6 protein-coding genes and 1 pseudogene are annotated in these 13,014 nt (G+C 68.4%); 6 read left to right on the top strand and 1 reads right to left on the bottom strand.

The window, feature by feature from the left end:
* Window positions 1-185: 185 nt before the first annotated feature.
* The 4 genes and pseudogenes from AAG689_RS14745 (at window position 186) to AAG689_RS14730 (ending at window position 9,314) form a co-directional block, all read left to right on the top strand.
* Window positions 186-1,574, top strand: a complete 1,389-nt coding sequence (locus AAG689_RS14745; protein WP_406622668.1) for an efflux RND transporter periplasmic adaptor subunit — start codon at window positions 186-188, stop codon at window positions 1,572-1,574.
* Window positions 1,575-1,586: 12 nt separating this feature from the next.
* The gene (locus AAG689_RS14740) at window positions 1,587-4,697 is read left to right on the top strand and encodes an MdtB/MuxB family multidrug efflux RND transporter permease subunit (protein WP_406622667.1); all 3,111 of its coding nucleotides are present in this window, start codon (window positions 1,587-1,589) and stop codon (window positions 4,695-4,697) included.
* A 63-nt stretch (window positions 4,698-4,760) separates the two neighbouring features.
* Window positions 4,761-7,868 carry a multidrug efflux RND transporter permease subunit gene (locus tag AAG689_RS14735; RefSeq protein WP_406622666.1) on the top strand — a complete coding sequence of 1,036 codons (3,108 nt, stop codon included), beginning with the start codon at window positions 4,761-4,763 and terminating at the stop codon, window positions 7,866-7,868.
* A gap of 2 nt (window positions 7,869-7,870) precedes the next feature.
* A pseudogene (locus AAG689_RS14730) lies at window positions 7,871-9,314 on the top strand (efflux transporter outer membrane subunit).
* 39 nt (window positions 9,315-9,353) lie between these two features.
* Here AAG689_RS14730 and AAG689_RS14725 read toward each other — a convergent pair.
* On the bottom strand, window positions 9,354-10,259 hold the full coding sequence (locus AAG689_RS14725; protein ID WP_406622665.1) for a LysR family transcriptional regulator: 906 nt from the start codon (window positions 10,257-10,259) through the stop codon (window positions 9,354-9,356).
* Window positions 10,260-10,399: 140 nt separating this feature from the next.
* On the opposite strand from AAG689_RS14725, the gene AAG689_RS14720 reads away from it, so the two are divergent.
* Window positions 10,400-11,905, top strand: coding sequence for a sulfatase-like hydrolase/transferase (locus AAG689_RS14720; protein WP_406622664.1), 1,506 nt, complete (start codon window positions 10,400-10,402; stop codon window positions 11,903-11,905).
* A 60-nt stretch (window positions 11,906-11,965) separates the two neighbouring features.
* Window positions 11,966-12,934, top strand: coding sequence for a Bug family tripartite tricarboxylate transporter substrate binding protein (locus tag AAG689_RS14715; RefSeq protein WP_406622663.1), 969 nt, complete (start codon window positions 11,966-11,968; stop codon window positions 12,932-12,934).
* The last annotated feature ends 80 nt before the right edge of the window (window positions 12,935-13,014 follow it).

The raw sequence follows: 13,014 nt of genomic DNA, 5'->3' as shown, positions 1-13,014 counted from the left end.
CGCGCCGCGGTATGAATACCGCAAGCAACCTGCAACGACGTGGCCGGGCCTTTCCCCGGCTGTCGCGGGTACGTCATAGTGCACAGCACGCTCTAGGCTTTACCTGCGCTTCACTTGTGTCAAGGCCGTTCGTCGATTGCCGCTCGCTATGATCCATTGGCCCCAACGCCAGAGACGAACCCTCCATGCCGCGCAGACCTCTTTCACACCGCAGGCCCGCCGTGGCCGCCGTCCTGGTGGCCTTGGCCCTGGCCGTGGCGGGAGGCGCCTGGTGGTGGACGCAGCGCCAGGGCGGCGGCGAGCCCGCCGTGGCGCGCGGCCCCGGCGGCCCGCGCATGGGCACGACGGCGGGGCCGCAGGCGCAGCCCGTGTCGGTGGGCGTGGTGGACCGGCGCGACATGCGCGTGCTGGTCAACGCCATCGGCACCCTGAACGCCCGCGCCACCGCCGTGGTGCGGGCCAAGGTGGCGGGTGAGCTGCAGAAGCTCCATTTCAAGGAGGGCGACGAGGTGCGCGCCGGCCAACTGCTGGCGCAGATCGACCCGCGCAGCTACCAGGCCACGCTGAGCCAGGCCCAGGGCACCTTGCAGCGCGACCAGGCGCTACTGCGCAACGCCCAGCTCGACCTGCAGCGCTACGAGGCGCTGAAGGCGCAGGACTCCATCGCCAGCCAGCAGGTGGACACGCAGGCCGCGCTGGTGCGCCAGTACCAGGGCACGGTGGCGGCCGACCAGGCGCAGGTGGACATGGCGCAGCTGCAGCTGGGCTACACGCGCATCACCGCGCCCATCTCCGGGCGGCTGGGCCTGCGCCAGGCCGACCTGGGCAACGTGGTGAACCCGTCGGACGCGAACGGCATCGTCACCATCACCCAGATCAAGCCCATCGACGCGGTGTTCTCCGTGCCCGAGGCGCACGTGGACGCCATCGCCCGCCGCCTGGCCGGGGGCCGCGCGCTGCCCGTGGAGCTGTGGGACCGCGAGCAGAAGAACCTGCTGGCCCAAGGCCGCCTGAACGCGCTGGACAATGCCATCGACGCCACCACCGGCACCGTGAAGGCCAAGGCCGCGTTCGACAACGCCGAGGGGCGCCTGTTCCCCAACCAGTTCGTCAACGTGCGGCTGCAGCTCGACCTGCTGGAGCAGGCCCTCACCGTGCCCGGCGCCGCCGTGCAGAACAACTACGTGTACCTGGTGCAGGGCGACGGCACCGTGACCCAGCGGCGCCTGGCCGTGGGCGTGGCGGACGGCGACCGCGTGAGCGTGCGCGGCGAGTTGCAGCCCGGCGACCAGGTGGTCACCGACGGGATCGACCGCCTGCGCGAGGGCGCGAAGGTCACGGTGATCGCCGCCGACAAGGTGCAGAAGGTGGACCAGGCCGTGAGCGATGCGGCCGGCCGGCCGCGCGGCGCGCGCAACCTGCCGCCCGAGGTGCGCGCCAGGCTCGCGACGATGGCGCCCGAGGAGCGGCGCGCCTACCTCGAGAAGCTGCGGGCCGAGCGCGCGGGGCAGGGCGGCGGCGCGCCCGCTGCCCCGGCTTCGGCGGCTTCGGCGCCCGCATCCGCCACGCGCTGAACCGGCGGCGCCATGAACCTGTCGCGCCTCTTCATCCTGCGGCCGATCGCCACCACGCTGCTGATGGTGGCCGTGCTCATCGCGGGCGTGCTGGCCTACCGGCTGCTGCCGATCTCGGCGCTGCCCGAGGTGGACTACCCCACCATCCAGGTCACCACGCTCTACCCGGGCGCCAGCCCCGACGTGATGACCTCCAACGTCACCGCGCCGCTGGAGCGCCAGTTCGGCCAGATGCCGGGGCTGGCGCAGATGTCGTCCACCAGTTCGGGCGGCGCATCGGTGGTCACGCTGCGCTTCGCGCTCGACATGTCCATGGACGTGGCCGAGCAGCAGGTGCAGGCCGCCATCAACGCCGCCACCTCCCTGCTGCCCGGCGACCTGCCCATGCCGCCGCTCTACAGCAAGGTCAACCCGGCGGACGCGCCCGTGCTCACGCTGGCCATCAGCTCGCCCTCGCTGCCGGTGATCCGCGTGAACGACCTGGTGGAGAACCGCCTGGCGCCCAAGCTCTCGCAGGTCAAGGGCGTGGGCCTCGTGGCCATCGCCGGCGGGCGGCGCCCGGCGGTGCGCATCCAGGCCAACCCCACGGCGCTGGCGGGGCTGGGGATGACGCTGGAGGACGTGCGCAGCGCGATCGCGGCGGCCAACGTGAAGGCCGCCAAGGGCGGCTTCGACGGCCCCGAGCGCGCATCGACCATCGACGCCAACGACCAGCTCCAGTCCGCGCAGGAATACCGCAACCTCATCATCGCGTTCCGGAACGGCAGCCCCGTGCGCCTGTCCGACGTGGCCGACACCGTGGACGACGCCGAGAACACCCGTCTGGCCGCCTGGGCCGGCACGCGGGACAGCGGCGTGCGCGCGGGCGTGATCCTCAACATCAAGCGCCAGCCCGGCGCCAACGTGATCGACACGGTGGACCGCATCCAGGCCCTGCTGCCGCAGCTCAAGGAAACGTTGCCCGCCTCGCTCGACGTGCAGGTGCTCACCGACCGCACGGTGACCATCCGCGCGTCGGTGCACGACATGCAGGCGGAGCTGATGCTGGCCATCGTCCTGGTGGTGGCGGTGATCTTCGTCTTCCTGCGCAGCAGCACGGCCACGCTGATCCCGAGCGTCGCCGTGCCGCTCTCGCTCGTGGGCACCTTCGGCGTGATGTACCTCGCGGGCTTCTCGATCAACAACCTCACGCTGATGGCGCTCACCATCTCCACCGGCTTCGTGGTGGACGACGCCATCGTGATGATCGAGAACATCGCCCGCTACGTGGAGCAGGGCGAGCCGCCGCTGCAGGCCGCGCTCAAGGGCGCCAAGCAGATCGGCTTCACCATCATCTCGCTGACCATCTCGCTGATTGCGGTGCTGATCCCGCTCCTGTTCATGGGCGACGTGGTGGGCCGGCTGTTCCACGAGTTCGCCATCACCATGGCGGTGGCCATCCTCCTCTCGGCCGTGGTCTCGCTCACGCTCACGCCCATGCTGTGCGCGCGGCTGCTCAAGCACACGCCCGAGGAGAGCCACGGGCGCCTCTACCACGCCACAGGCCGCTTCTTCGACCGCACCATCGAGCGCTACGGGCGCGTGCTCGGCTGGGTGCTCGACCATCGCTCGCTCACGTGGATCGTGTTCCTCGCCACGCTGGCCGTCACCGCGCTGCTGTACTTCGCCGTGCCCAAGGGCTTCTTTCCGACGCAGGACACGGGCACGCTGCAGGCCACGACGGAGGCCGACCAGTCCATCTCCTTCGCCGCCATGGCCGAACGCCAGCAGGCCCTGGCCGAGCGTTTGCTGCAGGACCCGGCGGTGCAGAGCCTCTCGTCCTTCATCGGCGTGGACGGCACCAACACCACGCTCAACACCGGCCGCCTGCTCATCGACCTGAAGCCCCACGCCCAGCGCGACGGCGCCTCTGCGGTGCTGCACCGGCTGGAGCGGAGCACGCAGGACGTGCCCGGCATCCGCCTCTACGCCCAACCCGTGCAGGACCTGACCATCGAGGACCGCGTGGCGCGCACGCAGTACCAGCTGCTGCTGTCCTCGCCCGACATGGAGCAGCTGGGACGCAGCACCGCCGCCCTGGCGGAGCGCATGCAGCGCCTGCCCGAGCTGCTCCAGGTCACCAGCGACCAGCAGACGCTGGGCCGCCAGGCCTACGTGCAGATCGACCGCGCCCAGGCCAGCCGCCTGGGCGTGACCGTGGCGGCGGTGGACACGGCGCTCTACAACGCCTTCGGCCAGCGCCTCATCTCCACCATCTTCACACAGTCCAACCAGTACCGCGTGGTGCTGGAGGTGGCGCCCCAGTTCAAGCTCGGGCCGCAGGCGCTGCAGTCCATCCACGTGGCCAGCAGCAGCGGCCCGCCGGTGCCGCTGTCGTCCATCGCCACGGTGAGCGAGCGCAGCATGGCCCTGGCTGTGAACCACGTGGGACAGCTGCCCGCGGCCACCGTGTCGTTCAACACCGCGCCCGGCGTGGCGCTGGGCGACGCGGTGGCCGCCGTGCAGGGCGTGATGCGGGACATGCGCGCGGCGGGCGAGCTGCCGCTGTCCGTGGACACGGAGTTCCAGGGTGCGGCGCTGGCGTTCCAGGCATCTTTGTCGAACACGCTGCTGCTCGTTTTGGCGGCCGTGGTCACGATGTACATCGTGCTCGGCGTGCTCTACGAGAGCACGATCCACCCGGTCACCATCCTGTCCACGCTGCCCTCGGCGGCGGTGGGAGCGCTGCTGGCGCTGCTGGCGGCAGGGCTGGAGCTGGACATCATCGCCGTCATCGGCATCGTGCTGCTGATCGGCATCGTCAAGAAGAACGCGATCATGATGATCGACTTCGCGCTGGAGGCGCAGCGCGACCAGGGCCTGCCGGCGCGCGAGGCCATCTTCCAGGCCTGCCTGCTGCGCTTTCGGCCCATCCTGATGACCACGCTGGCGGCGCTGCTGGGGGCGCTGCCGCTGATGCTGGGATCGGGCGTGGGCAGCGAGTTGCGGCATCCGCTGGGCGTGACGCTGGTGGGCGGTCTGCTGCTGAGCCAGTTGCTCACGCTGTTCACCACGCCGGTGATCTACCTGACGTTCGAGGGGTGGGCGCAGCGGGTGCGTGGGGTGGAGGCCAAAAATGGCTGAAACGCCCATGTGCCAAGCGCGAGCAGCTATGTTTTTCGATAGTGCCGGGAGAGGGGGCGAGCCGTGAGCCTCTCCACGCCCTTCATCCACCGGCCCATCGCCACGATGCTCCTGACCATCGGCCTGGCCCTGGCCGGCGCCGTGTCGTACTTCCTGCTGCCCGTCGCCCCGCTCCCCCAAGTCGACATTCCCACCATCTCCGTCTCCGCCAGTCTCCCTGGCGCCAGTCCCGACACCATGGCCGCCACCGTGGCCACCCCGCTGGAGCGGTCCCTGGGCGCCATCGCCGGCGTCACCGAGATCACCTCCAGCTCCAGCCTGGGCAGCACCCGCATCACCCTGCAGTTCGACCTCTCGCGCGACGTGGACAGCGCCGCGCGCGACGTGCAGGCCGCCATCAACGCCGCGCGCACGCTGCTGCCCACGGGCATGCCCAGCAACCCCACGTACCGCAAGATCAACCCGGCGGACGCGCCCATCATGATCCTGGCGCTCACCTCGGACAGCCTCACGCGCGGGCAGATGTACGACGCGGCCTCCACCGTGCTCGCGCAGAAGCTCTCGCAGATCGAGGGGGTGGGGCAGGCCTCGGTCAGCGGCGGCGCGCTGCCCGCGGTGCGGGTGTCGCTCGACCCGGTGCGGCTCGCGGCCAACGGGATCTCGCTGGAGCAGGTGCGCTCGGCCATCTCCAGCACCAACGCCAACCGCCCGCTGGGCGCGGTGGAGCGCGAGGACCACTACTGGCAGGTGGCGGCCAACGACCAGGCGCGCACGGCGGCGGACTACGCGCCGCTGGTGCTCACCTGGCGCAACGGCAACGCGGTGCGCCTGGTCGACGTGGCCGAGGTGACCGATTCCGTGCAGGACGTGCGCAACTACGGCGTCTCCAACGGCAGGCCCGCGATCCTGCTGCAGATCCAGAAGCAGCCGGGCGCCAACATCATCGAGGCGGTGGAGCGCGTGCGCGCGCTGCTGCCGCAATTGAAGGCCTCGATCCCCGAGGCCATCGACATCACCGTCGTCTCCGACCGCACGCCCACGCTGCGCGCCTCGGTGGAGGAGGTGGAGCATTCGCTGGTGATCGCCGTGGCGCTGGTGATCCTGGTGGTGTTCCTGTTCCTGCGCAACGGCCGCGCCACGCTGATCCCGGCAGTCGCCGTGCCCACTTCGCTGGCGGGCACGTTCGGGGTGATGTACCTCGCGGGCTACACGCTGGACAACCTCTCGCTCATGGCGCTCACCGTCGCCACGGGCTTCGTGGTGGACGACGCCATCGTGGTGCTGGAGAACGTGATGCGCCACATGGAGCGCGGCAAGACCGCCCTGCGCGCCGCCATCGACGGTGCGCGCGAGATCGGCTTCACCGTCGTCTCCATGAGCCTGTCGCTGATCGCCGTGTTCGTGCCCATCCTGTTCATGGGCGGCATCGTGGGGCGGTTCTTCCGTGAATTCGCGGTGGTCATGTCGGCGGCCATCCTGGTGTCGATGGTCGTCTCGCTCACCACCACGCCCATGATGTGCGCGGCGCTGCTGCGCCCGGGGCCGCAGCGCGAGACGCGCATGGGCGCATGGTTCGCGCGGCTGGGCCGGGCCAGCCAGCGCCTCTACCGCAGGAGCCTCGCCTGGAGCCTGCGCCACCAGCCGCTGCTGCTCGTCGTTCTGGGGGGCGTGGTGGCGCTCAACGTGCACCTCTACGTGACCATCGACAAGGGCTTCATGCCCGAGCAGGACACGGGCCGCGTGATGGGCTTCATCCGTGCCGACCAGGCCACCTCGTACCAGGCGATGGAGCAGCGGCTCAAGCGCTTCCTCGCCATCGTGCAGGAGGATCCGGCCGTGGAATACGTGACCGGCTTCACGGGCGGCGGGCGGCCCAACTCGGCCATGATGTTCATGTCGCTCAAGCCATTGGCGGAGCGCAAGGCGTCGAGCGACGAGGTCATCAACCGCCTGCGCGGCAAGCTCAAGGACGAGCCGGGCGCGCGCCTGTTCATGATGGCGCAGTCCGACGTGCGCATCGGCGGGCGGCAGAGCAGCGGCTCCTACGACTACACGCTGCAGGCCGACGACATCGCCGACCTGCGCACCTGGGAGCCGCGCATCCGCCAGGTGCTCTCCGCGCTGCCCGAGCTGGAAGACGTGAACAGCGACGTACAGGACTACGGCCTGCAGACCACGCTGGTCATCGACCGCGACGCCGCCACGCGCCTGGGCCTGACGGTGGCGCAGATCGACGCCACGCTGAACGACGCCTTCGGCCAGCGCCAGGTGGGCGTGATCTTCAACCCGCTCAATCAGTACCGCGTGGTGATGGAGGCCGCGCCGCGCTACCTGCAGAGCCCCGAGACGCTGCGCGGCTTCTTCTTCGTGAACCGGGACGGCGCGCAGGTGCCGCTCACCGCCTTCGCGCGCATCACGCAGACCAACACGCCGCTGTCCGTGAACCACGAGCGCGGCACGCCCGCCAGCACCATCAGCTACGGCCTCGCGCCGGGCGTGTCGCTCTCGCAGGCCAACGACGCGATCCGCGACGCCGTGGCGGGCCTGGGCGTGCCTGTGTCGGTGCGCGGCTCCTTCAGCGGCACGGCGGGCGCGTTCCAGCAGGCGCTGGCGGGGCAGCCGCTGCTCATCCTCGCGGCCATCGTCACCATCTACCTCGTGCTCGGCGTGCTCTACGAGAACCTCGTCCACCCGTTCACCATCCTCTCCACACTGCCCTCGGCGGGCGTGGGCGCGTTGCTGGCGCTGATGCTGTTCAAGACCGAGTTCTCGCTGATCGCGCTGATCGGCGTGATCCTGCTCATCGGCATCGTCAAGAAGAACGCGATCATGATGATCGACTTCGCGCTGGAGCGGCAGCGCACCGGCCGCATCACGCCCGCGCAGGCCATCTACCGCGCCTGCCACCTGCGGCTGCGGCCCATCCTCATGACCACGCTGGCCGCCATCTTCGGCGCGCTGCCGCTGGCGCTGGGGCGCGGCGACGGGGCCGAGCTGCGCCAGCCGCTGGGCATCGCCATCGTCGGCGGGCTGCTCATGAGCCAGGTGCTCACGCTCTACACCACGCCGGTGGTCTATGTGGTGCTCGACCGGCTGCGCCAGCGCATGCGCGTCTGGTTCAAGGTGAAAAACGGCTCCAGCGCCCGTCCATCAAGCGCAACCAGCTATTGAAAATGAAGCACTTGCCCCCCGTTTTCCGCGCGCTGCCCGCCTGCGCCCTGCTGCTGGCGGGCTGCGCGGCGCAGGCGCCCTACGTGCCGCCGCGCATCGACGTGCCGGAGCATTTCAAGCAAGCCGCGCAGGCGCAGCAGGCGGGCCTGTGGCAGCCTGCCCGGCATGCGGACGGCACGGCGCCCCCTGCCGTGCCCGCCGCGTGGTGGACGGTGTATGGCGACCCCGAGCTCGACCGCCTGCAGGCCCTGGCCGCGCAGGGCAGCCCCAGCCTGGCGCAGGCCGTGGCGCGGCTGCGCGCGGCCCAGGCGGCGGTGGCCGGCAGCCAGGCCGGGCTGTGGCCCACGCTGGGCGCATCGGCCAGCGCCCAGCGCGCGCGCGAGCGGCACCGGCGGCGACAGTTCCGCGCGCTCGGGCGCCACGGCCAGCAGCTACAGCCTGGGGCTGAACGCCAGCTGGGAGCTGGACCTGTGGGGCCGCCTGTCCGGTGCGGTGGACGCGGCCCAGGCAGGCGCCCAGGCCAGCGCCGCCGACCTGGCCGCCGCGCGCCTGTCCCTGCAGGCCAGCGTGGCGCAGGCCTACTTCTCGCTGCGCGCGGCCGAGGCGCAGATGCAGCTGCTGCAGGAAACGCTCGCCGCCTACGAGCAGAGCTGGCAGGTCACGCGCAACCGCTACCGCGCGGGCGTGGCCTCGCCCGCCGACGTGGCGCAGGCCGAGGCGCAGTACAAGAGCACGCAGGCACAGCTGCTGGAATCGCAGGCCGGCCGCGCGCAGCTCGAGCACGCGCTGGCCGCCCTGCTGGGCCTGCCGCCTGCCGCCTTCGACCTGCCGCCCACGGGCGTGCTGCCCGCGCCGCCCGCGGTGCCGGGCGAACTGCCCTCGCAACTGCTGGAGCGCCGCCCCGACATCGCCGCGGCAGAGCGGAGGGCGGCGGCGGCCAATGCCCAGGTGGGCGTGGCGCGGGCGGCGTACTTCCCCGCGCTCACGCTGTCGGCGGCGGCGGGCTACCGCGGCGCATCGCTGTCGGACCTGGTGAGCGCGCCGCACCTGTTCTGGTCGCTGGGCCCGCAGCTCGCCGTGGCGCTGTTCGACGGCGGCGCGCGCGACGCGGCCGTGGAGTCGGCCCGCGCCGCGCTGGACCTGGCCGCGGCCACCTACCGCCAGACGGTGCTCGCGGCCCTGCAGGAGGTGGAGGACAACCTCGTGGCCGCCGCCAGCCTGGTCCGGGAGCAGCAGGTGCAGCAGGAGGCCGTGGCCGCTGCGCAGAAGGCGCTGGACGTGGCCACCAACCAGTACCAGGCCGGCACGGTGGCCTACCTCAACGTGCTGAGTGCGCAGACCACGGTGCTGGCCGCGCGGCGCAGCCTGCTCGACGTGCGCAGCCGCCGGCTGGCGGCGGTGAACGCGTTGCTCAAGAACCTGGCGGGACCGTGGGATGGGCTCTGATAGCCCCTCGAAGATCTGAAAAATCCTTTCTGAAGAAGGCTACAGCGGGGACTTCTGTGCCCGCCGCTCCAGGCATTCCGCAAAAATCCCGGCCGGTTGCGATAGCTCCCGGCCTTGGGCGACCAGCATTCCATAGGTCAGTGGGACATCTGGCTTCCAGCGCAGCACGCGCAAGCCCGCAGAGGCGAATGCGCTTGCGCTGAACGGGTCGCACACCGCAACACCAAGCCCATCTGCCGCAAGTTTGCAGCAGGTCACGGCCGACGAGGCTTCGATGGCGCATTCCAGGCTTTGGCCATCGCTTCCAATGCTCTGGTCAATCAGTGCGCGCAGGAGCTGCCTGCTGGGCAGAATGAGACGGCTGTTGCGGACAAGGCCGGGATCGAGGACCCGCCGCCGGGCTAGAGGATGGTCGCTGCGCACCACGGCGACAGCGGACGTCGAAAGAAGGGGGACTGCCCGGATCAGAGGGTTGTCCGCTGGCAGCAGGGCCAGCCCCACGTCAATTTGGCCGTGTGCGATCCACTCCTCGATGTCGTGCCTGGACCTCGACTCGATCGTCAGCTTCGTGCCTGGCTGCTTGCCGACGAAATCATCCAAAGCCGCGGTAAAGAATGCGCTGTTCAGCAATGGCGGGGTGGCACCGATGCGCAGGCGGGCCTGTCCCGTCGAAGCCAGAAGCTTGGCGATGTCGGGGATGCTCTCGATCCCGGCGAGCGTGCCTTCGATGTGCCGGTAGAAGCGCAAGCCCAGCGCTGTGGGAACCATCCGCCCGCCTCGGGTCCGTTCGAACATACGGATGCCCGTCGCTTGTTCCAGGGCAGCGAGATGCCGGCTGATGGCCGGTTGCGTCGCATGCAGCCGTTCCGACGCGGCAGTCACGCTGCCCGTAAGCATGATGGCCTGGAATGCGCGTAGCTGGCTGAGCTTGACGTTGTGGCCCATGCGGAGGCCTTCAAAGCGGCAGTCGGGCAACTGCCGGAAAAGTTATGCAGAAATGGAATTCTAGGGACAAATTCTTCATTTTCCATATGGGGCAAGACATGTGAGCATCAATGCATCAATGGCGCTATCGATGACATACGATGACTGATAAACCAAATGTCCTGCTGATCTGTGCGGATCATTGGGCGGGAGACATGTTCGGCGTTGCCGGGCACCCTGTCGTGCAGACGCCTGGGCTGGATGAAATCGCCCAGGCGGGTGTCCGCTTCACGCGGGCCTACTCGGAATGTCCCGTATGCATTCCCGCACGGCGCACTTTGATGACGGGGCTCAGCCCGCGGGGACACGGGGACCGCGTCTTCAAGGACGATTTGCGTTTCCCGCAGGTCACCACGCTGGCTCAGGCTTTCCGCGATGCGGGCTATCAGGCCGACGCCGTGGGCAAGCTGCATGTCCACCCCCAGCGTGACCGCATCGGTTTCGACAGCGTCCTGCTCGACGACGAGGGCCGGCCGCAATGGGGTGTGGTGGACGACTACGACATTTATCTGGGGGACGCGGGCTACCCCGGGCGGCAGTTCGACCATGGCATGAGCAACAACCAGTACCACTGGCGGGCGTGGCACCTGCCGGAAGAAACCCATGCGACTTCCTGGGCGGGCCGCATGATGGCCAGGGTCATCAAGCGCAGGGATCCGACCAGGCCTGCCTTCTGGTATCTGGGCTTCCGGGCTCCGCATCCGCCACTCGTGCCTCCACAGGCATTCCTCGACCTCTATGAGGGGTTGGAGATCGACGAGCCCTATCACGGCAGCTGGCTGAAGGATGCGGACGAAATGCCCTTCGCGGTCTCCGCGGTCTGGCAGCGGATGAACCGTTATTCGCCGGCACAGCTACGGGCTGCACGTAAGGCGTTCTATGCCCTTTGCACGCAAGTCGACTACCAGATCCGATACCTCGTCGGCACCTTGCGCATGGAAGGCTTGCTCGACAACACCATCATTTGCTTTACCAGCGATCACGGCGACATGCTCGGCAACCACCACATGCTCGCCAAGCGTGTGTTCTATGAAAGCGCGGCCTGCATTCCCATGGTCCTGCGTGGCGTCCAGGGCTGCAAGCGATTGCCGGAGGGACGTATCGACAACCGTGTGGCAGGCCTGCAAGACGTCATGCCGACCCTGCTGGACCTGTGCGGCATCCCCATTCCCTCTCACGTCGAAGGCGTCTCGTTGCTGTCGGACAAGCCCAGGCCCTGGCTTTACGGGGAATGCAGCGAAGGCGACCACTCGACGCGGATGCTGCATGACGGACGCTTCAAGCTCATCTACTACGCCATGGGCAATAGCTTTCAATTGTTCGATCTGCAGGCCGACCCCCAGGAGCTCACGGATCTTTCGGACAGTGCCGAGCATGCCGCGCTGCTCGAAAAGATGAAGGGATTGCTTGCGGCCCAATTCTATGGGCAAGACCTCGAATGGTTGGATGGCGGCAAATTCGTCGGCTTGCCGAACAAGACCTTCCGTTTGGCCCCGCACCGCAATCTGAATAGCCAGAGAGGTGACGGGTGGCCCCCATCTCCGCCCGTGGACATTCCTCAGATCGAATGGCACCGCAATACGCATGGCGAAGAACAGCCGGCCTGACAGGCCGATGCGAAACAGCACGCCTGGCACGCCAGAGCGTCCCCCCTTTAGGAGACAAGCATGAGCTTAGGAAAAAGAGCGTTTCTGGGTACTGCGGCGGCCGTGCTGGCATGGCCATGTGTCGGCATGGCCCAGGCCTGGCCGGAGAAACCCATCCGATACATCGTTCCCTATGCCGCAGGCGGCGTGACGGATGAGCTTGCCCGCATCGTGACCAATGGACTCCATCTCGGACAGCCGGTGATCGTCGACAACAAGCCTGGGCAAGGCGGCGGCATAGGGATGGCTGAGCTGGCGCGTAGCGCTTCGGATGGCTACACCATTGGTGGAGGGACGCTGGGCACCCATGTCCTCAACCCCGCGCTCTATCCGAAGCTGGCCTATGACCCGCAGAAGAGTTTCGTGCCGGTCATCCTGCTGGCCAAACAGCCCAACATCCTCCTGGTCAATCCATCCCTCGGCGTCAATACGGTTCAGGAGTTGATCAGCCTGCTCAAGGCGCATCCCGGGAAATATTCATTTGGATCTTCCGGCAACGGCAGTTCCCAGCACATTGCGGGTGAGATGTTCAAGAGAGCTGCGGCTGTGAACGTGCAACACGTGCCTTACAAAGGCAGCGGTCAAATCCTCACGGATTTGCTTGGGAACCACATCCATATGGCCATCGACAATATCTCTGCCGGCCTGCCCATGGTCCGCAGCGGCAAGTTGAAAGCGCTGGCGGTGACTTCCCTCAAGCGGTCGCCTGCTGCTCCCGATTTGCCGACCCTGGATGAATCAGGGCTTGCCAACTTCGAGATGGTTCCCTGGCATGCCGTGTTTGCGCCTGCCGGTACGCCTGCCGTCGTGGTCAGCCGTCTCAACCAGGGGATCAACGCAATCCTCGCGCAGCCAGCAACCAGGAAGCGGCTCGAAGAACTCGGGATTGAAGACCCGGGAGGAACTCCCGAGGACGTGGGCAAGCTGCTGGCGAAAGATCTACCTCGCATGAAGGAAATTGTGGTCAGCTCCGGTGCAACGATTGATTGATTCCAGGGCGCGATCGATACGGCGTTCGGCTCGCCCGCGCCGCACGTAGCACATGAGAAGCGGGCGTAGCACCTGACATC

Source organism: Acidovorax sp. SDU_ACID1 (assembly GCF_045291395.1).
GTDB lineage: Bacteria > Pseudomonadota > Gammaproteobacteria > Burkholderiales > Burkholderiaceae_C > MR-S7.
Note: the sequence above shows the minus strand (reverse complement) of the source record. Positions and strands in the feature narration are given on the sequence as shown.

Coding starts and splice junctions, on each gene's coding strand:
- AAG689_RS14715 (WP_406622663.1), top strand. CDS start 11,966: ATGAGCTTAGGAAAAAGAGCGTTTCTGGGTACTGCGGCGGCCGTGCTG.
- AAG689_RS14745 (WP_406622668.1), top strand. CDS start 186: ATGCCGCGCAGACCTCTTTCACACCGCAGGCCCGCCGTGGCCGCCGTC.
- AAG689_RS14740 (WP_406622667.1), top strand. CDS start 1,587: ATGAACCTGTCGCGCCTCTTCATCCTGCGGCCGATCGCCACCACGCTG.
- AAG689_RS14725 (WP_406622665.1), bottom strand. CDS start 10,259: ATGGGCCACAACGTCAAGCTCAGCCAGCTACGCGCATTCCAGGCCATC.
- AAG689_RS14720 (WP_406622664.1), top strand. CDS start 10,400: ATGACTGATAAACCAAATGTCCTGCTGATCTGTGCGGATCATTGGGCG.